The organism is Neoroseomonas lacus (genome assembly GCF_014644535.1).
Classification (GTDB): domain Bacteria; phylum Pseudomonadota; class Alphaproteobacteria; order Acetobacterales; family Acetobacteraceae; genus Neoroseomonas; species Neoroseomonas lacus.
The window spans coordinates 63,423-84,708 of record NZ_BMKW01000004.1 but is presented as its reverse complement, the minus strand read 5'-3'; the positions used below and the strand labels follow the sequence as shown (position 1 = coordinate 84,708).

The following is a 21,286-nucleotide window of genomic DNA, read 5'->3' as shown; positions in this document are numbered from 1 at the left end:
GGAAGCATCCATGGTGCCGAGCCCAACGTGGCGTTGACTGATGGACCCACCCCTCCCGCCCAACGCCAAATATTGGTGTCCAGAGGCCCTTAGGCCTTTCGTGGGGGAGGTCCGGAGGGGACAAAGCCCTCTCCGTTTGTCACTGTTTGGCCGCGCGACCTTCTCGTCCATGGACCGGCGCCACCTCATCACATCGCCGCGCCTCGCCCCCATCATCACGCCCGCCCCTCCGCCAGCGCGGCATAGAGCGCGCCATGCAGCGTCGCGATGCGCCGCCAGTCCAGCGCCTCCGCCCTCACCCGCGCCGCGCGCCCCAGCGCCTCGGCCGCCGCCGGATCAGCGGCGAGGCCCAGCACCACGTCGGCCAGCGCCCGCGCATGCCCCCGCGGCACCAGCCGCGCCGCGCCCGCCGTCATCTCGGCCACGCCGCCGACATCGGTGCTGACGACCGGGCGGCCGCAGGCCATCGCCTCCAGGATCGCGTTGTTCGCCGTGGCGTTCTCCAGCGGCAGCAGCAGGGCATCGGCGTTGCGATAGGCCTGGCGCAGCGCCTCGTCGGTCAGCCCGGCCTCGATGATGGTGCCGGGTGGCGCGCCGGCGGGCGGGTTCGGGGAGATCACCCGCAGGCTGACATCGAGCCCGGCCTGCCGCAGCAGGGTGAGCGCCGCGAAGACCGCCGGATAGTCGCGCAGCCAATGACCGACCGCGAGCAGGCGGAAGCCCGGCCCGGCGGCGCGCGGCCCGGGGGTGAAGAAATCGGCGTCGATGCCATGCGGCAGGACATGGATGCGGGCGGGGTCGATCGCCGCCGGAATGGCTGTGCGCTGCGCCTCGCACAGCAGGATGACGGCATCGAGCCGGCCGAGCAGATGCCGGTTGACCATGCCCGACAGCAGCGCCGCCGGCTGGTGGAAGGTCGCCGCCATCGCCGGCCGCCGCCCGCCGGCGAACAGCGTGGCCGGCAGGCGCGGCAGCAGCCACAGCGCGAGTTCGCCATCCACCGCATGGACGACATCGGCCGGCACGGCGGCGCAGGCGGCGAGCAGCTCGGCCTCGGCGAGCCAGGCATTGCCCTGCTGGCCGAACGGCACGGCGCCGAGCAGCTTGCCCCAGGCCTGGTACTCGGCGGCCCGGACACCGGCCAGCCCGGCGCCGAGCGGCGTGGCGCGGATATCGGCGGTGATGTCCTCGGGCAGATGGCGCAGGAACTGGTAGGGGCCCGACCGCGCGCCGTGATGGATATGCCGCGCATGCAGGGCCAGCAGCCGGGTGCCCGGCACCGGTGCATCGACCGGCGGCGCCTCGATGGTGGCAACCGCCGGCCCGCCTTCCTGGCGCAGCAGCAGATTGGTTGGGAAGCGCAGGAAGGGCGCGGCCGGCCGGGCGGAGACAGCGACCGGCGCCTGGCCGAAGGCACGCAGCGCGCGGGCATGCGCCGTGGCATCCGGCGCGGTCACGTGCGGCGGCGGGGCGATGCTCTCATACAGCGCGGCGAGCTGGGCGCCGATTACCGGCAGAGCGTTCTCCGCCTCCACCTGGGCGCGGGCGGTCGCGCGCAGGTCGGCATCGCCGTGATGGCGCGCAACGAAGCGCAGCAGCGCCTCGGCCAAAGCCCCGGCATCCGCGGCGGCGGCGACGACGCCGCTGGTGCCTTCGCGCACCATCTCGACCAGCCCGCCGACCGGGGTGACCAGGCAGGGCGTGCCGCAGGCCAGCGCTTCGAGCGCGATATTGGGGTAGTTGTCTTCCAACGACGGAATGCAGGCGAGATCGGCGGCGCCGAGGATATCGGCCAGCACCGCATCGTCGCTGACCTCGCCGAAGGCCAGGGTGGACAGCCCGTCCCAGCCCGGCAGGGACGATTTGCCGAAGCCGGCCAACGCCACCCGCGCGCCGGCCGGCAGCGCGGCGGCGAGGCGGCCATCCTCGTGCAGCCGGCGCAGTGCGTCGATCAGCACGGCGCCGCCCTTGCGCCGCTCGCGGTTGTCATAGGCGCCGAGCACCAGCAGCAGGTCGTCCGGGCCGATGCCGAAGGCAGCGCGCAGGGCGGCGCGATCGGCGCGCGGCGCGAACGCCGTGATATCGATCGGGTTGGGGATGACCGTGATGCGGCAGCCGCCGAGGATGGCACTCTCGGCCGCGCGGGCAGCCATCCAGCGCGACGGCGCGACGATCAACGGCCCGGGGCCGGACCAGGCGGCGCGCTTCTCGGCGAAGGCATTGGGCACCAGCGACCAGGCATCGCGCAGCTGCGGGCATTGCAGGCAGGTGGTGCGATATTGGTCGCAGCCGCCGGGGTAATGGCAGCCGCCGGTCATCGGCCACAAATCGTGCAGCGTCCAGACCACCGCGCGGCCCTGCGCCAGCCAGCGCTGCATCACGGCCGGCGGCACCAGCCACGATGTCCAGTGCAGATGCAGGATGTCGGCCGCCGCGACCAGCGCCTGGCGGTCGAGCGCCAGCCCCGGATGGGCGATCGAGAACAGCGTATTGGTCGCATCGCTGCGCGCGGTCTGCAGCACGCCCCATTGCACGCGGTCGCGCAGCACGGTGGCGAGGGCCGCCTCGGCCGGGTCCTCGGCCGCGATCGGGTGCAGCAGGACGTCGTCGGGCGCCTCGGCCTCGCCATCGGCAAAGGCGAAGGCCGACAGCAGCCCGGCCTCGCGCGCCGCGAGATGGGCGCGCCGCCCCGCGCGGCCCGCGCCGCCTGCGGCCCCCGTGCAGAGATGGACGACGCTCCTTGCCAAATCAGCCGCCCCGCTTTCCCCGACCCCGCGGTCCGTGACGCACCGCACAATAATCGGAATATGCGGGATGCACCGGCCCACGCATACCCCCCGCGGCCCGGCGATGCAGGCGGCTTCCGTCACGGCGCCGCCCATGCGATCTTGGCTGATTAGTCTCGGCGCCGGCCCGCGCTTCCATCGGGCCGTCCCCGGGCCCGGACCCGATGGGGGAACGGGCCTGCGCCGGCGTCATTGACTGTGTCACGTCAGGAGTAGTCGCGTTGAAGCTGCCGGAGCACCTCGCCGCGCGGACCATCGTCACCATCGCAACCCAGCGCAGCGGCACCAAGGCCTTCGCCCAGTCGCTGAACAGCGGCGAGGTGGTCCGTTCGGCCTATGAGATCTTCCTGCCAAACAATCCGGTGGCGAGCCTCACGCGCGCCTGGGCGGCGCATCTCGGCGCGCATCCGGATTTCGGATTCTCGCAGGATGAACTGACCGCCTTCCTCGATGAATTCCTCATCAAGCTGCATGAATCGATCGACCGCGACTACCTGCATTTCGACGTGATGTACGACAACCTCGGCGTGCTCAACACGCTGTGGACCTACCCGATCGGACTGCCCTGGCGGAACTTCCTGATGGGCTACATGCGCAGCCGTGGCCTTCTGGTGGTGCATCTGATCCGCGACGACATCCTCGAATGCTTCGCCAGCAACATCATCGCCCAGACGCGCAACCTCTATCACACCGACAAGGACATCTCGCAGCGCGAGGAGGAGCCGATCACGCTCGACCTCGACCGTGCGCTGCACTACGTGCTGCCGGTCGCGCGCACGCGTGGGCTGGTGCGCGAGGCGTTTCGCGACCAGCGCCGCTATATCGAGCTGACCTATCCCGACTTCATCGCCGGCGACCACATCGCGCCGGCCGCGGTTGACGCCCTGGCGCAGGCGCTGTCGCTGTCGCCCGAGGCCGCCCGCGGGTTGTTCGGCCCGATCCGCATGCGCCCGACCGCCCCCGACAAGCGTCGCCTGATCGCCAATTACGACGAGGTCGCCGCCCATATCGCGCCGGCGCTGGCACAACTCGCCGAACCGCGCCTGCAGCGCTGGTAACGGCGCGGCGGCATCCTTGTCCGGCCCATCGACGGGCGCCTACCATCACACCCAGGATGCGCGCCGCATCCTGGACCCAGCGTTCAAGGAAGACCCATGGCGGTGATCGCGTCTCCGGCGCCCGAGGACTGTTCGATCCTCGTCGCCATCACCTTCCATCATGTGCCCAAGCGCGTGATCTACCTGCTGGATGTCGTCCGCGCCCTGGCGGATTTCCCGGTCCGCCGGATGGACATCCGGGTGATGATCAACGATGTGCCGGATGCCGACATCGATGCCCTGCGCGAGGTCCTGGACGGCACGCTGTCGCGCAATGCCACGGTCACCTTCATCCGTTGCCGCGACCTCGGTCATCCCTTCGAACTCGCCTGGGCGCATAAGCGGCTCATTCCCGACGAGTTCCTGGCGCCGGATTCCACCCACACGCACTTCGTCTATCTCGAGGACGACATGCGGTTCGGCTACCGCAATTTCCGCTACTTCCTGGAGCACCGGCCCTTCCTCGCCCCGCATGGGCTGATCCCGTCCTTCCTGCGCGTCGAATACAGCGCCGAGGGGCAGGAGGTGCGCTGCACCGACGTCCAGAACAGTATGCCCTTCGACAAGCTCAGGAAGATCGAGCGCGGGCCGCATGTGTTCGTCGCCCACACCAATCCCTATTGCGCGGTCTATGTGCTCGATCGCGACCTTGCGCAGGAATATGTCGCCTCGGCCTCCTTCGGCCTCGAGACCAGCGCCGGCATCCGCAATATCGGCACGCGGGAACGTTCGGCGATGGGGCTGTGCTGGGAAAATGTGCCGCGCGGCTTCCGCTCGCGCTACGCGATCCCGATCGACCCGCGGCGGGCGATCGCGGCAGGCGAATGCTGGGTGCCGCATCTGCCGAACAACTACACCACCCGCAGCTCGTCGGCCTCGGGCAAACTGCCCATGCGCGACCTCATCAAGCAGGCCGCGCCGGCGTCAGAACCCGCGCCGGGCTGAACCGCGGCGGCCCTTGGCAAGGCCGGCGCCGTGATGCCGCCGGGCGGGCCGGCTCAATCCGCGCTCTCACTCGGGTCAGGGCCGGCCAGCCGTCGCACCACCGTATCGGCCCGCCGCACGCGCCGCGCCACTTCCTGCAGGATCGGCCCGGCGACATCGTCCAGCGTGGCGACCTGCACGAGGCGGCGGAACAGATTGTCCACCATGTCCCCGCCCGGCCGGAAGGTCGTCATGCCGTCGAACAGATCCCCCGTCGGCGGACGCGGGCGCGGCGGCTCGGCGTCATCCTCCACCAGGCGCGAACGCAGCCGCTCGGTCTCGGCAAGCTTCATGCTGTTGGCGAGCAGCGACCCGCTCAGCGCGACGGCGCGCTGCACCGGCGTCTCGCCCCGATCGACCAGCGTGTCGCAGGCCGAGACCAGCCAGCGCAGCGACAATTCGCGCAGCAGGAACGCCTTCTCCTCCCGCCACAGACGCAGGTAGAGCGGCAGGAAGTGATCGACCGCCAGGCGCCGACGCAGCGCGACGACGCAGCCGGCATGGATGAACAGCAATTCGCTGCGGTCGAGGAATTCGCTGCGCACCTCGTTCATGTGCTCAAAGAAATCCGGCCGGCGGGCGCCGAACACCTTGCCGCGACGCTCGCCGCGGGTGAAGGCGTTCACCACCTCGCGCACCGGCGTCTCGCGCAGCGCGGCGAAATCCTGGTCGAGCGGCAGGAATTCGCGCGGGTCGCGCTTCGCCCGTGGCGTGCCGTCAGATCTGCCCGACACGAGGCCGCTCCCTAGAGCGAATTGCGGTCGGATGGAGCCATCCGAACGCGCGAGGATGCTCGGCAGGGATCACCTGGAGTAGGCGGCATGGGGGCATGTGAACGCAGCATGCCCTAGCCCTGCAGCGGCGGGATGGCGCGATGCAAGGCGAGATCTTCCGCATAGACGGCCTCGACCGCCGCCCGCGCCGCGGCTGAGACCTCCACCGGCGCGTCGCGCGACGCGTTGCGATGGCCAAGCGTCGCCTCGATGCCGAGCCGCGCGGACACTTCGGCCCAAGCCTGCGTCAGATCCTCGAAGCGATACAACCGCGTCACGGCGATCCGCCCATCCGCCGCCTTCACATGCGCCGCCTGGGTCGGGAAATGGTCGCGTGCCAGGCGCACGAAGTCGCCGAAGTCGAGCGCGAGGGCCGGCGCATGCAGCGGATGTGAGCTTTTCGGTGAGCCGCGCAGCCAGCGGTACAGCGACGTCATGCGATCGACCGGATGGCGCAGCAGCGCGAAGCTGAAGGCCGCGGCGAAGGCCTCCGGCCCGGCGGCGGACATTACCGCGCGCGCGCCGGAATGCTTGTGCACGCCGAAGCGGTCCCGGTAGCGCGACTGCAGCGCCTCACCGAGCAGCGTGCCGCCCAGCACCACATCATCGAACAGCATGTGCGGCTCATAGGCCGCGGTCACGGTCGTGCCGCCGGTCTTGGGAATGTGGATGAAGCAGAAGCCGCGACGGGACGACCAGATCATGCCGCGGATCCGTGCGACAAGGTGGCGGCGCGCAGCGCCTCGGTCACGTCTTCGGGCCTCGTCAGGCGGATGCCGGCGCGCGCACTGCCATCGCCCGCCGGTTCGTGTTCCAGCCGTACGATCCGCTGATCAAGACCCTTGGCCGCCGCGATCATCTCGTAATTGACCTCGACCTTCGGATGGCGGCTGAAGATGACGATGCGCGCCTGCACATCCCGGCCCAGCATCAATCCATGAAACGCGGAACCGGCGAAGCCGGCGATCATCTCGGCGGTGTCGAGTGCCGCGAGTTGCCCGGCCACGCTCACCGTCTCCGGCCGCAGGATGGTCCAGCCCTCGGCGCGCAGCAACGCCTCGACCTCGACCTCGCCCTCGATCCGGGCGAGCCCCGCCGGCAGACCGCTGCGCGACAGCCACACCCGCCGCCCGGCGGCCGGCGACCGGAACGGATGCGCCGCGAGCCGCGCCTCCTGCCGGGGATGCAGGTAGCGCCACATGACCAAGCCCTGTTCCGGCACGGCGAGGCGGTCCACGCGCGTCGGCCGCGTCACCACGCGATGCTCCCGATCGCCGAGCCCGAGCAGGTCCAGGATTTCGCGCTGCCAGCCACGCAGTTCCTGTTGCGGGGATTTTCGCAGCCAGAGGATCGGCCCGTCGTTGTCGGCGAAGGCCCAGGCACGGGCCAAGCTCTCCACCAGGAAATGGCCGAAATGATCCCACAGCACGCCGCCATAGACGAAGCTGCCGGGCCATGTCTCCTCGGCCGGCGCCGCGGGCAATGGCTCGCTGCGATGGCGGCCGCGACGATGCAGCGCCGTCTCGATCACCTCGCCCTGCGCGCCGAATACGCCCACCCGCAGGCGGACCGGCGCCGCGCCCAGGGGCAGCGAGTCGAGCGGCAGCAGGGTCACATCGTCATGGGTTTCGACATTCAGCTGTGCCGGAGGCCGCCACAGCGAAGGCAAGGAGGCCAGTTCCGCCCGAATGGCGTTCATCGCGCCGCGGCACTCGCCTCGGATCGCGTTGCACCGACGCGCTGGGCGAGGGCTGCCGCCATGAATTCATCGAGGTCGCCATCCAGCACGGCGTCCGGGTTGCCCTTCTCCACGCTGGTCCGCAAATCCTTCACCATCTGATACGGCTGCAAAACATAAGACCGTATCTGGTGGCCCCAGCCAATATCCGTCTTGCCGGCCTCGACCGCGTCGGAGATGGCCTCGCGCTTGCGCAGTTCGAGTTCGTAGAGCCGCGCCTTCAGCATTTCCATGGCGATGGCGCGGTTGCGGTGCTGGCTGCGGTCCTGGGTGGAGGCGGCGACGATGCCTGTCGGGATATGGGTGAAGCGCACCCCCGATTCGGTCTTGTTGACGTGCTGCCCGCCGGCGCCCGAGGCGCGGAAGGTGTCGGTCTTGAGGTCGGCCGGGTTGACCTCGATCTCGATCTTGTCGTCGATCACCGGATAGACATAGACGCTGGCGAAGCTGGTCTGCCGGCGCGCGGCGGCGTCGAAGGGGCTGATGCGCACCAGCCGGTGCACGCCCGTCTCGGTCTTCAACCAGCCAAAAGCGTTGGGTCCACTGACCTGGATGGTGGCCGACTTGATGCCGGCCTGCTCGCCTTCGGACTGTTCGGTCAGCGTCACTTTGTAGCCGCGCCGCTCGGCCCAGCGCATGTACATGCGCAGCAGCATCTGCGCCCAGTCCTGCGCCTCGGTGCCGCCGGCCCCCGCATTGACTTCCAGATAGGCGTCGTTGGGGTCGGCCTCGCCCGAGAGCAGGCTCTCGATCTCGTGGCGCTTGGCCTCGGCGGCATAGCCCTCGAGGTCGGCAAGCGCGGCCTTGATGGTCGGCTCGTCGCCCTCGGCCTCGGCCAGTTCGATCAGTTCGAGCGTGTCCGCGACGTCACGTTCAAGCTTCTGGACCCCCTCCACCTGGCCGGCGAGCCGCCCGCGTTCGCGCATCACGCGCCCCGCTTCGGCGGCATCGTTCCATAGGGTCGGGTCCTCGGCGCGAGCGTTCAGCTCCTCGAGGCGACGGGTGGCGGCATCCCAGTCAAAGATGCCTCCTCAGCAGGGACACCGAGGCGGTGATCTGCTCATTCAGGGATTCTGCTTCAGCGCGCATGGGACGCGCTCAATAGAGCCCACCCAGGTTGCTGTCGAGGCCGGTCGCGGTGCCGCCCCCGCCACCTGCCGAGCCGGCATCGCCCCAGCGCCGGGCATTGTTCTCGGTGCCGGGCCGAAACGCCTCCAGGATCGAGCCATTGCCGACCTGCAGCCGCACCAGCGCGACGCCTGGCGGGGCGCGGAACGGCACGGCCGGGCTGTCGCGCAGCGCGGCGGCGAGCACATTGTGGAAGATCGGCGCCGCATTGCCGCCGCCGGTCTCGCCATTGCCCAGGGTGCGCGGGTCGTCATAGCCCATCCACACCGCGATCACGATGTCAGGCGTGAAGCCGACGAACCAGTTGTCCTTGTAGTCGTCGGTGGTGCCGGTCTTGCCTGCGATCGGGCGGTTCAACCCGGCGCCGGCGCGGGTGCCGGTGCCACGCTCGACCACGCCACGCAGCAGCGAGACCATCTGGTAGGCCGAGATCGGGTCGGTCGCCTGGTGGCGTATCCGGTCGGCGGCGGCCCCATCAGGCGGCGGCGCATCGGCCGGGAAGACCAGCGTTGGCGGCCCGCCCTCGGGCGAGGTGGCGGCGCAGGTCGCGCAGGTCCGGTGGTCGGCGCGCCAGATCACCCGGCCGCGACGGTCCTGCACGGAATCGATCAGCGTCGGCGGGTTCCAGATGCCGCCATTGGCGAAGGCGGCATAGCCGGCGGCCATGCGCATCACCGTCGTCTCGCCGGCGCCCAGCGACATGGCGAGGTAGCGCGGCATGTTGTCGATCACGCCGAAGCGGCGGGCGGAATCGGCCACCGCATCCATGCCGACCTGCTGGGCCACACGCACGGTCACGAGGTTGAGGCTGCGCTCCAGCGCCTGGCGCATCGTCACCCAGCCATTGGCCTGGCCGGCGGTGTAGTTCTGCGGTCGCCACAGCCGCCCGCCCGACATCACCTCGATCGGTTCGTCGAGCAGTTGGGTATTAGGTGGCACGCCCTGTTCCAGCGCGTTGATGTAGACAAAGGGCTTGAAGGACGAGCCCGGCTGGCGCTGCGCCTGGGTGGCGCGGTTGAACCAGGACCGCTCGAAGGACCAGCCGCCGGCCATGGCCAGCACGCGGCCTGTCTGCGGGTCCATGGCGACGACCGCGCCCTCGACCTGCGGCATCTGGCGCAGTTCGACACGCTCTGGCCGTGCCGCGCGGCCCTGCGCCGGCAACTGGGTCGCCTTCTGCTCGACGAACACCACGTCGCCGACATTGACGACCTGGTTCATGCGGGAGGGCTGCCCGCCCATCCGACCGTCACGCACCGGCCGCGCCCAGGCCATGTCCTGCAGATACATCAGCCCGGTCTGCGGCTGCGCCGCGCCGCGCCCATCCTCGCCGCGCTCGATCCAGCCGAGCCGCGCATCGGTGGCGCGTACCTCGAGCACCACCGCCAGCTTCCACTCCGCCGGGCCGCCGGGCGGGCGCTGATAGGCCTGCAGCGCCGGCAGCCATTCGGTCGGGCCGGCGGCGATCGACCCGAAGGCGCCACGCCAGCCGCCGCGGCGGCGGTCGTAATTCATCAGCCCGTCGCGTAGCGCTTCCTCGGCCGCGGTCTGCAGCACGGGCTCGAGGCTGGTGCGCACCACCAAGCCACCCATCGTGGTCTGCTCGGCGCCGAAACGCTGGATCAGCTCGCGACGGACTTCCTCGGTGAAGTACTGGCCGACGGGGACGACCTCCGGCCGGCGCGAGGGGCGCGGCACCAGGGGCTCGGCCTTGGCGTAGCGCGCTTCCTCCCGCGTGATGTAGCCATCCTCGGCCATGCGGTCGATCACCCAGTCGCGACGGGCGCGTGCGGCTTCGGGGAAGCGGATCGGGTTGTAATTGTTGGGCGCTTTGGGCAGGGCGGCGAGGAAGGCGGCCTCGGCAATGGTCAGGTCATCAAGGCCCTTGTTGAAATAGGCCTGCGCCGCCGCCGCCACGCCATAGGCGGACTGGCCGAGGAAAATCTCGTTCAGGTAGATTTCGAGGATGCGGTCCTTTGACAGCGCCTGTTCGAGGCGCAGTGCGAGGATCGCCTCGCGCACCTTGCGCATCAGCGACCGTTCGGACCCCACCAGCATGTTCTTGGCGACCTGCTGGGTGATAGTGGAGGCACCACCCATCCGCCGGCCGGAGCCGTAATTCTCCGCCGCCGTCACCAGCGAGCGCGCGATGCCGAGCGGGTCGACGCCGCCATGGTCCCAGAAGCGCTGGTCCTCGGCCGAGACGAAGGCCTGCTGGATGCGCGCCGGGATCGCCTCGATCGGCACGAAGACACGCCGTTCGGTGGCGAGTTCGGCGGTCAGCCGACTGTCGGCGGCGTAGATGCGGCTCATCTGCGGCGGGTCGTAGTCGGCCAGCCAGCGATAATCCGGCAGATCCTCCGAGATCTGGCGGTACAGCCCATAGGCGGCGACCGACCCGACCAGGCCGCCGATGACCAGGATCATGAACAACAGGCGGAACAGGCCGAGGCCGCGGCGGCGGCGCTTGGTGCGGGCCGACTTCTCCTTCTTCGGTGGCGCCGCCGCGCCATCCGGCGGCGGGGCGGCATCGGCAGCCGCGCCCCGCCGCGCGGTGCGGCGGGGGTCGAGCGGCTCATCGGCACGGAGATCGGGGGGGGTCATCGCGGCACAGATACACTGACATGGCGGTAACGGCGATATTTGGCGCGCCGAACCGAATTGCGAGGGGCCATCGCCGGCTGCGCTGCCTGCCTCATCCGGTCGACGCCGATTCGAGCCATTGCTTCACCGCCCGCGACAGCGCCAGGGACAACCGCGCCCGATGGGCCGGTTGCTGCAAGGCCGCCTCATCGCGCGGGTCCGACAGGAAACCGAGTTCCACCAGGGCCGAGGGCACTTCGGGCGACTTCAGCACGACGAAGGCGGCCTCGCGGTGGGTATTGGGCAACAGCTGCACTTCCTCACCCAGTTCGCGCACCGCGAGCCGCGCCAGCCGGTTGGAACCGACCCGCGTCTCCTGCCGCATCAGGCTGAGCAGGATGCGCTGCACATCGGGGCTGACCGAGGGCAGGCTCAACCCGCCGGCAAGGTCGGCGCGATTCTCGCGCTGCGCCAGCGCCGCGCTCATCGCATCGGAGGCGGTCTCCGACAGGGTATAGACCGAGGCACCGCGCGCCCCCGGCGCGGAATCGGCATGCAGAGAAACGAACAGCGCGGCATCGCGCCGCTGGGCGATCTCGACCCGCTCCGCCAGCGGGATGAACACGTCGCGCGAGCGCGTCAGGACCACGCGGCAGATGCGCGCTGCCTCGAGCCGGCGCTTCAGTTCCAGCGCGGCCTGCAGGACGATGCGCTTTTCATGGACGCCGGTGGTGCCGATCGCCCCCGGGTCGCGCCCGCCATGGCCGGGGTCGAGCACCACCAACGGCAGCGCGCGCTCACCGCGCACTGTCCCGGCCAGCACGTTGCGCCCGGCGCGCACCACGGCATCGAACCGCGCGGCCGCCACACGGGTGATGTCGATAACGATATGGCCCGCCCGCGCCGGCCCGGCCATCGGCAGGGCCGGGCTGGCGAGGTCGAGTACCAGTTCGTCCTCGGCGGCGTTGAAGCGGCCGGCGCGCACTGGGCCGCGGCCGGCCAGCGTGGCCGTCCCGCGCCAGGCCGCGCCGGGCAGTTGGATGACTAGGCGCATGGGGTCCGCCTGGGCGCGGACCGACCAGCGTTGCTCGCCCTCGACCGCCAGCGTCAGGCGCGTGCGTGTGCGTGCCGGGTCCAGGCTGGCACCCGTCAGTGTAGCCGCCCGGGCCAGCGATGGCGCGGCGAAGGTGGCGAGCAGGCCGAGCCCCAGCAGGGGCCGCCGGCCGAGGCGCGGCATTGTCGTGTTCCCTGTACCCCGTCCCCTGGCCCGACCCCCGGGGGCAATCGGGAATATGCCATTTTTATCAGATGCTTGTCATCGTTGAATTGAAGTGATGTCTGATCTGGAGGGCCCTCGGGGCACGAACTGCGTCCGGCCGGTTACACGGCCTTGTGGTGCCCCCCCGTGCCGACTATGGTGGCCTGCCCCGGCGGCAACCGCTGCGGGCGGATTCCCGGGCAGGATCGCCCGGTGCGCGACCCCAGGGCTCAAGGCAGGGCGCGTGACCGGTGCGAGGATGCAGGGACCCGGCCTGGAGCCGGGGTGGCACGCTTGCCCCCCGAGACCTCCGTGGTTCAGCCGGGTGCCTTCCTGCCGGATCCGCCAGCGCGGAGACGGGTGCGCGTATGGTCCGAACTGCCCCCAGCCGGCAAGCGGACCGCCGCACAGCGTCGCCGGCCCGCCCGTGCCTGGGACCACCGCGAAGCCGCGGCCGTTCAAGGGTTACCGGGGCAGAGACCAGGCGCGCCCACCCCGGGCCTGCATCGCCGTGTGCGCGATGCGCGGCCCACCGAGCGAGGACTATCGCCGCCGCATGCCTAAGGACGCATCGCCGCGAATCCGTCTTCGCCCGGGCCTCGCCATCCCCTTGTGCCGCCGGCCTCGCCGCGGCGCGGAGCATTGCTTCCCATGACCAAGCGCATGCTGATCGATGCATCACACCCCGAAGAGACACGGGTGGTGGTGCTGGACGGCAACCGGGTCGAGGAATTCGACCTCGAGACCGCCACCCGCCGCCCGTTGAAGGGCAATATCTACCTGGCCAAGGTGGTGCGGGTGGAACCCAGCCTGCAGGCCGCCTTCGTCGAATATGGCGGCAATCGCCACGGCTTCCTGGCCTTCGGCGAAATCCACCCGGATTACTACCAGATCCCCGTCGCCGACCGGCAGCGCCTGATCGAGATGCAGGCCGAGGACGCCCGCGCCGAGGATGAGGACGACCTGCCGCCGGAATCGGCGATGGACCGCGCCGCCTGGAACGGCGAAGGCGGCGAGAACTGGTCCAATGGCGAGGAGCCCCCCGCCGAGGAGGCCGCGACCACTGCCCAGCCGCTCGACATGGCCGATGACCGCATCACCGGCACGCCGGATGCGGGCCTGCCGGTCGAGCCCGAAGGCGAGGCCGTGCAGGAGGCGCCCCTCGAGGCCGCCGCGCCCGAGGCCGACACCGTCCCTGGCGACGCGCCCGACGCCGCCGCGCCGGCGAGCGTCGAGCCCGCCACAGGCGATGCCGAGCACAACGGCCACGCCGCCGAGGAAGCCGCCCCGCCGCCCGAGACAATCGGCGGCGAGGACATCCCCGCCGAGGGCGAAGGTGAGGAAGACCGCCGCGAGCGCCGCATCCCGCCGCGCTTCCTGCGCCATTATAAGATCCAGGAAGTGATCAAGCGCCGGCAGATCATGCTGGTGCAGGTCGTGAAGGAGGAACGCGGCGGCAAGGGTGCCGCGCTGACCACCTACATCTCGCTGGCCGGCCGCTTCTCCGTGCTGATGCCCAACAGCCCGCGCGGCGGTGGTGTCTCCCGCAAGATCACCTCGGCGGCCGACCGCAAGCGCCTGCGCGAGGCGGTCGAGGAGATGAACATGCCCGACGGCATGTCGCTCATCGTCCGCACCGCCGGCGCCCAGCGCCCCAAGCCCGAGATCAAGCGCGACTGCGAATACCTGCTGCGGCTGTGGGACAGCATCCGCGAACGCACCATGTCCTCGACCGCGCCGGCGCTGATCTATGAGGAAGCCGACCTCATCAAGCGCTCGATCCGCGACGTCTTCGGCCGCGACATCGAGGAAGTGCTGGTCGAGGGCGAGGACGCCTACAGCCAGGTGCGCGAGTTCATGCGCATGCTGATGCCGGCAAGCTCCGGCCGCATTCGCATGCATCGCGAGGCCGTGCCGCTGTTTGCCCGCCACAATGTCGATGCGCAGCTCGACGCGATGCACTCGCCGATCGTGCAGCTGAAGTCCGGCGGCTACATCGTCATCAACCAGACCGAGGCGCTGGTCGCCATCGACGTGAATTCGGGCCGCGCCACGCGCGACCGGCACATCGAGGACACCGCGCTGCGCACCAACCTCGAAGCCTCGGACGAGATCGCCCGGCAGCTTCGCTTGCGCGACCTCGCCGGCCTCATCGTCATCGACTTCATCGACATGGAATCGACCAAGCACGACGCCATGGTCGAGCGCCGGATGAAGGATGCGCTGAAGCAGGACCGCGCCCGCATCCAGGTGGGTCGCATCAGCCATTTCGGCCTGCTCGAGATGTCGCGCCAGCGGCTGCGCCCCTCGATCGCCGAACAGACCTTCGTCACCTGCCCGCATTGCCAGGGCCGTGGCACCGTCCGCTCGGTCGAGAGCAGCGCCCTGCAGGTGCTGCGCGCGATCGAGGAGGAAGGGGCCAAGCGCCGCGCCGCCGAGATCTGCGTGCATGTGTGCTCGGCCGTTGCGCTGTGGCTGCTCAACCGCAAGCGCGACAAGCTCGCCGAGATCGAGGCGCGCTTCGGCATGAGCGTGCTGTTCGAGCCCGATGACACGCTGATGGGCCCGGCGGTCAGGATCGAACGCCTGCGCGCCGCCGAACCCGTCGCCATCGCCGCCGGGCCATCCGCCCTGCGCATGGACTACGCACCCGAGCCGGTCGAGGCCGAGGAGGAAGCGGACGACACCGAGGAAGGCGACACCGCCGAGGAGGGCGACGGCGCCCCCCGCCGCGCGGATGAGACCGCCGAGGAAGGTGAGCGTCGCCGTCGGCGCCGTCGTCGCCGGCGCGGAGGTCGGCGCGAGGATGGCCGCGAGGGCGGCGATGACGCCCAGCCCGCCGAGGCGCAGGCCGCCGGCGAGGCCGAGGGCGAGATCGACGCCGAGGCCGCGCCCGCCATGCCGGTCGAGGCTGGCGAGGTGGTCGAGGTCAGCGAGACCGCCGAACTTCCGGTTCTCGACGCCGATGCCGCCGCCGCCGCGGAGGCCGAGGCCGAGAAGGGCCGTCGCCGCCGTGGTCGCCGTGGTGGCCGTCGCCGGCGCGAGGATGGCACCACCGCCGAGGCCGGCGCGATGACCGAGGAGGGCGAAGAGGCCGCCCCGGCACCGCCCCCCGCGCCGACGCCGCGCGCCCCGCGCGCACCGCGCTACAGCGGCCCGACCCCGGCGGACCCCTTCGCCGGGCAGATCGACGACATCTTCGACGTCATGGAGGCCGCCGAGGCGGCGGCGGAACGCGCGGCCGTGACCTCGCGCGCGGCCCGCAACGCGGCCCCGGCGCCGGTGAGCGAGGCGCCTGCCGTCGAAGCGCCGGCCGAAACGCCGGCAGCGGCCGCCGCGCCGGCTGTCGAGGCCGCGGCGCCGATCGTCGAGACGCCGGCTGTGGCTCACGTCCCGGCAGTGGCCGAACCGGTTGTCGAGGCCCCGGCCGTCGAAGCGCCACGCGCCGAGGCAGCCCCCATCCCCGTGGCCGCGGAACCGGTGCCGGAAGCTGTCGCCCCCCCGGCGCCGGCACCCGAACCCGAGCCCGTCGCCGCCGCGCCGGAACCCGTTTCGACCGAGCCCGTCGTCGGCGCTCCGGTCCAGCCGGTGGTGCTGGGCACCGGTGCCGAGGCCGAGCGACCGAAGCGGCAGGGTTGGTGGCGTCGTTGACGAACGGCCAAGTGGTCCGGTGAGCATTGGAGGGGCTTTGCCCCTCCAAACCACCCCACCAAATGACAGTGTCATTTGGAATGCCGTCTGTTGGTGCCGGGCAGTACGCGCCGCGTGAGCCGATGACGCGCGTACCGTGCACAGAGGCGGGCCTCGGCGCTGATCCTGCCCTGGGTGCCTGGCGCCAGGTATTGCCTTCGGCCCGGGAGGCCGCCATTGCCGTTGCCATGCGACGGCAAGGCCTCCCCGTGGTGAGGCGTGTCCGGGAGGGGCAATGTCCCTCTCGCCTCATCCAGCGCCGATCAGCTTCGTTCGCAAACGACGTGCCGCGACATGACGCACATCCCCGACAGTGTCGCGCAGCCTGCGATCCGTGCCCCCAGCGCCACATGGGCTAAGCACCGGCGCCCCGCACTGCTACCCTGACCCATGGTCTCTGCCCCGCGACTCCTGCTCCCGGACGTGCCGTCCCTCGTCGCGGGCTTCGGCCGGGCCGTGCTGGTCAGCACCGATGGCGAGGTCGAGACGCTCTCCGCCGCCACCGCCGCCGCCCGGCTGCGCGATGCCGCGCCACTGCTGGTCCACGCCCCGGCGACCGCGCGCCGGCTTGGCATTCCGGCGTTCGAGGCGGCGCATGACCTGCTGGAACTCTTCGCCTTCTGCCGCCCGGCGGAACCCTGCGCACCGACGCCGCGCGGCCTGGCGCTCGCGCTCGACCTACCGCAACCAGCCGATGAGGAAGCCGCCGCCGCGCTGCTGCCCGAGATCGCGACGCACCTGCTGCGCCACCTCGCCGACACGCGCGACACCGCCCGCAACCGCGACGCGGCCGGCCTCGCCGCCCGCATGGGCGAGGCCGGCTGGCCCTGGGCGCCCTCGGTGCTCGCCGCCCTCGGCGACCCGGCCGCCAAGCCCACGCCGCATGCCTACAAGGTCTGGCGCCGCCTGCCGGAATGGGAGGACACCGCCCCTGCCCCGCCCGCCGCCTCCTTCGGTGTCGAACCGGCCGAGGCGCGGCGGCGGCTGGCCGAGATCCTCGGCGCCGGCGCCGAACAACGGCCGCAACAGGCCGACTACGCCTCGGCCGCCGCCGGCGCCTTCGTCCCGCGCGAACATCCCGGCGCGCCGGCCGTGGTGCTCGCCGAGGCCGGCACCGGCACCGGCAAGACGCTCGGCTACATCGCGCCCGCCAGCCTCTGGGCCGAGAAGAACGGCGCGCCGGTGTGGATTTCCACCTTCACCCGCAACCTGCAACGGCAGATTGACCAGGAAACCGCGCGGCTCTACCCCGACCCGGAGGAGCGCCGCCGCCGCGTGGTGCTGCGCAAGGGGCGCGAGAACTACCTCTGCCTGCTGAACCTCGATGACCAGACCTCGGGCGGGCCGCCGCCCTATTACGCGGTGCCGCTCGGCCTGGTGGCGCGCTGGGCGCTGGCGACGCGCGATGGGGACCTGCTGGGCGGCGACTTCCCCGGCTGGATCACCGAATTGTTCGGCTCTGGCGCGGTGCTGCCGCTGGCCGACCGGCGCGGCGAATGCATCCATTCCGCCTGCTCGCACTACAAGACCTGCTTCGTCGAACACTCCATCCGCCGGGCCAAATCGGCGCAGATCGTCATCGCCAACCATGCGCTGGTGATGATCCAGGCGGCGTTGGGCGGCGGCGAGGACGGGCCGCCGCTTCGCCTCGTGTTCGACGAGGGCCACCACCTGTTCGACGCCGCCGACAGCGCCTTCTCCGCCGAATTGTCCGGTGCCGAGATGGCCGAGCTGCGCCGCTGGCTGTTGGGTGCGGAGGGGGGCCGCTCCCGCGCCCGCGGCCTGCGCCGGCGGCTGGAAGAGTTGATCGGTGATCGGCCGGAACTGCATGCCCAACTCGATGCCGCTCTCCTCGCGGCACGCGCGCTGCCGGTGCCGGGCTGGCCCACGCGCCTGCCGGCGGAAGGCGGCACCCGGCCGGACGAGACGCCCAATGCCGGCGAGGTCTTCCTGCGCGCCGCCCGCGAACAGGTACTGGCCCGTACACAGGATGCGCGCGACGCCGGGCTGTATGATTCCGAATGCGACCTGTTCCCGGTGACCGAGGCACTGCCCGGCGCGGCGGAATCCCTCGCCCGCGCGATGCGGCGCATCGAGGAACCGCTGGTCGCACTGCGCGACCGCCTCGCCGCCCGGCTGGAGGATGAGGCGGAGGACCTCGAGGTCGGCGACCGCATCCGCATCGAATCCGCCTGCCGGGCGCTGGAGAACCGCGCGCTGCGGCCGCTGCGCGCCTGGACGCAGATGCTCGCCACCGTCCAGGCCGACCCACCCGAGCCCGGCCAGCGGCCCGCCTTCGTCGATTGGCTGACGCTGGAACGCCGCGGCGGCGCCGATACCGATGCCGGGATGCATCGCCATCACCTCGACCCCACCGAGCCCTTCGCGCGGGCCGTCGCCGCGCCGGCGCATGGGCTGCTGATCACCTCCGCCACCCTGCGCGACGAGGCCGAGGCGGAAGACGACGACCCCGAGGCCACCTGGCGCGATGCCGAGGCGCGCACGGGGGCCTCGCACCTGCCCAACCCGGCGATCCGCGCGGCGATGGCCTCGCCCTTCGACTATGCCGCGCGCACCCGCTGCCTCGTCGTTACCGATGTCGCCAAGGAGAATACCGGCCAGGTCGCCGCCGCGTTCCAGGCGCTGTTCCTGGCGGCCGGTGGTGGCGGGCTGGGCCTGTTCACCGCCATCCGCCGGCTGCGCGACGTGCAGGCGCGCATCGCCCGGCCGCTCGAGGAAGCCGGCATCCCGCTCTACGCCCAGCATGTCGATGCGATGGACAATGCCACGCTGGTCGATGTGTTCCGTGCCGAGGAACACGCCTGCCTGCTCGGCACCGATGCGATGCGCGACGGGGTGGACGTGCCCGGCCGCGCGCTGCGGCTGCTGGTGTTCGACCGGGTGCCCTGGCCGCGGCCGACCATCCTGCACCGAGAACGCCGGCTGCATCTATCGGGCGGGCGGCCCAAGGATTACGACGATCGCGTCGCCCGCCACCGGCTGCGCCAGGCCTTCGGCCGGCTGATCCGCCGTGCCGACGACAAGGGCGTTTTCGTGCTGTTGGATCGGTCCTGCCCGTCGCGGCTGCTGCACGGGTTGCCGCCGGGGGTGCTGATCCGCCGCTTGGGGCTCGCCCAGGCGGTGGCGGATACTCGGGAATTCCTGACCGAGCCGTGACCCCTTCCGTCGCGCGCCCGGCGGGAGCATCTTCTGCTCCAGTTCCCAGCGGGAGGAGAAATCCCATGCCCATGACGCTCGACACTTTCGTCGCAGGCGCGCGCGAAGCGCTCAAGAGCCACCCCGGCCTGGAAGGCCGCATCATGGTCTGCGACCTGGTGCGCGAGGCCCTGAAGGACGCCGACTTCGTCGGCACCTACATCAACGACAAGACGCCCGAGCGGCAGGTGCTCTACGAGGACCCGGAACTCGGCTTCACCGTGCTCGCGCATGCCTACAAGGATGCCAAGACCTCGGGCCCGCATGACCATGGCCCGTCCTGGGCGATCTATGGCCAGGCGAAGGGCGAGACGGTCATGACGGACTGGGAATGCCTGGCTCGCCCGACCGAGGCGACCCCGGGCAAGGCGCGTCGCATCAAGGACTACGCGATGAAGCCCGGCGATGCGTATCTGTACGAGCCCGGCATCCTGCATTCCCCGCGCCGCGACGGGCCGACACGCCTGCTGCGCATCGAGGGGCTGAACATGGACCGGGTGAAGCGGCTTCCCTACGAGCCGGTGGACGCGGCGGCGTAGGGTTGATTGGAGAGGGGCGCCGCCCCTCTCCAAGCCTCACCCCGCCAGGGTGCCGGGCACCCTGGACCGCCGGGTTTTGGTGCCGGGCATGCGGGTTCGCCCGGATGGGCAGCGCGCTTCAGGCACACACCCATGGAGAATTCCGGGCTCCGGGCGCCGCGCACCCTGCGGCCCCCCGACATCCAGCCCTGCCCAACACCAAATCAAGGTGTCCAGAGGCCCTTAGGCCTTTGGTGGGGTGAGGTCCGGAGAGGGGCGACGCCCCTTTCCGGTCCCGGTCAGCGCCAGCCCAATGCCGGCGCGACCTGCGTCAGGATGCCCTCGATGACATGGGCGCAGTACTCGACCCCAAGCTGGTTCGGGATCGTCAGCAGCAGCGTATCGGCCTCGGCGATCCCTTCATCGGCGCGGAGCTGCGCGACCAGGGCCTCGGGCTCGGCGGCGTAGCCGCGGCCGAAGATGGCGCGCGTCTTCTCGTCGATGAAGCCGACCTGGTCTTCCTCCTTGCCGCCGCGCCCGAAATACTCCCGGTCGCGATCGTCGAGCAGCGGGAAGATGCTGCGGCTGACCGAGACGCGCGGCGTGCGGGTGTGGCCGGCCTCCGCCCAGGCCTCGCGATAGGCGCGGATCTGCCGGGCCTGCTGCACGTGGAAAGGCTCGCCGGTCTCATCGTCCTTCAGCGTCGAGCTTTGCAGATTCATCCCCTGCCGCGCCGCCCAGACCGCCGTAGCGTTGGACCCGGACCCCCACCAGATGCGCTCGCGCAGCCCCTCCGCATGGGGTTCGAGGCGCAGCAGCCCCGGCGGGTTGGGGAACATCGGGCGCGGGTTGGGCTTGGCGAAGCCCTCGCCCTTCAGCACCTGCAGGAACACCTCGGCATGGCGGCGGCCCATATCGGCGTCGGTCTCGCCCTCCGCCGGCGCGTAGCCGAAGTGGCGCCAGCCATCGATCACCTGCTCGGGCGAACCGCGGCTCAACCCGAGCTGGAGCCGGCCGCCGGCGATGAGGTCGGCCGCGCCGGCATCCTCGGCCATGTAGAGCGGGTTCTCGTAGCGCATGTCGATGACGGCGGTGCCGAGCTCGATCGACGTCGTCTTCGCCCCCATCGCGGCGAGCAGCGGAAAAGGCGAGGCCAATTGCCGCGCGAAATGATGCACGCGGACATAGGCGCCATCCGCCCCGAGTTGCTCGGCGGCGACGGCGAGGTCGATGGATTGCAGCAGGGCATCGGCGGCGGAACGCGTGCCGGAATGCGGCGACGGCGACCAATGGCCGAAGGAGAGGAAACCGATCTTCTTCATGGCGGGTTCTGGTCCGGAGGGGCGGGGCATGGCCCGCCCGCAGGGTGGTGGCGGCCGCGCCGGAATCGACGGGCCTGGATGCCATCGCATGTAGTCCCTGTCACGCCGACAATCCCATCATCGGTACGGATGATGGTCATGCCTCGGGGGCGGTTGCGGTCCCTCGGCCAAGCCGGCGCTGAACTGGCCTCAC

At 71.0% G+C, this 21,286-nt stretch carries 13 protein-coding genes; 5 read left to right on the top strand and 8 right to left on the bottom strand.

Going from position 1 to position 21,286, the window contains the following annotated elements; genetic code table 11:
- Window positions 1-215: 215 nt before the first annotated feature.
- Entirely contained in the window at window positions 216-2,747 is a 2,532-nt protein-coding gene (locus tag IEY36_RS09050) for a glycosyltransferase (protein WP_188966730.1), read from the bottom strand.
- A 260-nt stretch (window positions 2,748-3,007) separates the two neighbouring features.
- Here IEY36_RS09050 and IEY36_RS09045 point away from each other — a divergent pair, with 260 nt between their 5' ends.
- Together IEY36_RS09045 and IEY36_RS09040 are read left to right on the top strand one after the other, a co-directional pair.
- Window positions 3,008-3,844, top strand: coding sequence for a hypothetical protein (locus IEY36_RS09045; protein ID WP_188966729.1), 837 nt, complete (start codon window positions 3,008-3,010; stop codon window positions 3,842-3,844).
- A 96-nt stretch (window positions 3,845-3,940) separates the two neighbouring features.
- The gene (locus IEY36_RS09040; protein WP_188966728.1) at window positions 3,941-4,828 is read left to right on the top strand and encodes a hypothetical protein; all 888 of its coding nucleotides are present in this window, start codon (window positions 3,941-3,943) and stop codon (window positions 4,826-4,828) included.
- 53 nt (window positions 4,829-4,881) lie between these two features.
- Here IEY36_RS09040 and IEY36_RS09035 read toward each other — a convergent pair whose 3' ends face one another.
- The 6 genes from IEY36_RS09035 to IEY36_RS09010 form a co-directional block, all read right to left on the bottom strand.
- On the bottom strand, window positions 4,882-5,601 hold the full coding sequence (locus IEY36_RS09035; RefSeq protein ID WP_188966727.1) for a hypothetical protein: 720 nt from the start codon (window positions 5,599-5,601) through the stop codon (window positions 4,882-4,884).
- Window positions 5,602-5,714: 113 nt separating this feature from the next.
- A complete protein-coding gene (locus IEY36_RS09030) occupies window positions 5,715-6,344 on the bottom strand; it encodes a sulfotransferase family protein (protein ID WP_188966726.1) in 630 nt (209 codons plus the stop codon).
- On the bottom strand, window positions 6,341-7,339 hold the full coding sequence (locus IEY36_RS09025; RefSeq protein WP_188966725.1) for a glycosyltransferase family 61 protein: 999 nt from the start codon (window positions 7,337-7,339) through the stop codon (window positions 6,341-6,343). The genes IEY36_RS09030 and IEY36_RS09025 overlap by 4 nt, the downstream gene beginning before the upstream one ends.
- Window positions 7,336-8,467, bottom strand: a protein-coding gene (prfB, locus tag IEY36_RS09020) for a peptide chain release factor 2 (protein WP_188966724.1) whose coding sequence is annotated in 2 segments (ribosomal slippage) — window positions 7,336-8,397 and window positions 8,399-8,467 — 1,131 coding nt in all. Because the reading frame shifts where the segments join, the coding sequence is not laid out codon by codon here. The genes IEY36_RS09025 and prfB overlap by 4 nt, the downstream gene beginning before the upstream one ends.
- Window positions 8,468-8,476: 9 nt before the next feature.
- Window positions 8,477-11,110 carry a penicillin-binding protein 1A gene (locus IEY36_RS09015; protein ID WP_188966723.1) on the bottom strand — a complete coding sequence of 878 codons (2,634 nt, stop codon included), beginning with the start codon at window positions 11,108-11,110 and terminating at the stop codon, window positions 8,477-8,479.
- Window positions 11,111-11,201: 91 nt separating this feature from the next.
- Window positions 11,202-12,326 (bottom strand): N-acetylmuramoyl-L-alanine amidase family protein, encoded by a 1,125-nt coding sequence (locus tag IEY36_RS09010; RefSeq protein ID WP_188966722.1) that lies wholly within the window; start codon window positions 12,324-12,326, stop codon window positions 11,202-11,204.
- 672 nt (window positions 12,327-12,998) lie between these two features.
- Between IEY36_RS09010 and IEY36_RS09005 the strand changes: the two genes are divergently transcribed.
- From IEY36_RS09005 to IEY36_RS08995, 3 genes are all read left to right on the top strand, one after another.
- Entirely contained in the window at window positions 12,999-15,998 is a 3,000-nt protein-coding gene (locus IEY36_RS09005) for an Rne/Rng family ribonuclease (protein ID WP_188966721.1), read from the top strand.
- A gap of 429 nt (window positions 15,999-16,427) precedes the next feature.
- Window positions 16,428-19,214 carry an ATP-dependent DNA helicase gene (locus tag IEY36_RS09000; protein WP_188966720.1) on the top strand — a complete coding sequence of 929 codons (2,787 nt, stop codon included), beginning with the start codon at window positions 16,428-16,430 and terminating at the stop codon, window positions 19,212-19,214.
- Window positions 19,215-19,279: 65 nt separating this feature from the next.
- On the top strand, window positions 19,280-19,792 hold the full coding sequence (locus IEY36_RS08995; protein WP_188966719.1) for a cupin domain-containing protein: 513 nt from the start codon (window positions 19,280-19,282) through the stop codon (window positions 19,790-19,792).
- 278 nt (window positions 19,793-20,070) lie between these two features.
- On the opposite strand, the gene IEY36_RS08990 is transcribed toward IEY36_RS08995, so the two are convergent.
- Window positions 20,071-21,093 carry an LLM class flavin-dependent oxidoreductase gene (locus IEY36_RS08990; RefSeq protein ID WP_188966718.1) on the bottom strand — a complete coding sequence of 341 codons (1,023 nt, stop codon included), beginning with the start codon at window positions 21,091-21,093 and terminating at the stop codon, window positions 20,071-20,073.
- Window positions 21,094-21,286: the final 193 nt, after the last annotated feature.

Bases quoted from the DNA above. Each gene is read 5' to 3' on its own strand.
- IEY36_RS09025 (WP_188966725.1), bottom strand. From the start codon at position 7,339: ATGAACGCCATTCGGGCGGAACTGGCCTCCTTGCCTTCGCTGTGGCGG.
- IEY36_RS09005 (WP_188966721.1), top strand. From the start codon at position 12,999: ATGACCAAGCGCATGCTGATCGATGCATCACACCCCGAAGAGACACGG.
- IEY36_RS09040 (WP_188966728.1), top strand. From the start codon at position 3,941: ATGGCGGTGATCGCGTCTCCGGCGCCCGAGGACTGTTCGATCCTCGTC.
- IEY36_RS09000 (WP_188966720.1), top strand. From the start codon at position 16,428: ATGGTCTCTGCCCCGCGACTCCTGCTCCCGGACGTGCCGTCCCTCGTC.
- IEY36_RS08990 (WP_188966718.1), bottom strand. From the start codon at position 21,093: ATGAAGAAGATCGGTTTCCTCTCCTTCGGCCATTGGTCGCCGTCGCCG.
- IEY36_RS09010 (WP_188966722.1), bottom strand. From the start codon at position 12,326: ATGCCGCGCCTCGGCCGGCGGCCCCTGCTGGGGCTCGGCCTGCTCGCC.
- IEY36_RS09030 (WP_188966726.1), bottom strand. From the start codon at position 6,344: ATGATCTGGTCGTCCCGTCGCGGCTTCTGCTTCATCCACATTCCCAAG.
- IEY36_RS08995 (WP_188966719.1), top strand. From the start codon at position 19,280: ATGCCCATGACGCTCGACACTTTCGTCGCAGGCGCGCGCGAAGCGCTC.
- IEY36_RS09015 (WP_188966723.1), bottom strand. From the start codon at position 11,110: ATGACCCCCCCCGATCTCCGTGCCGATGAGCCGCTCGACCCCCGCCGC.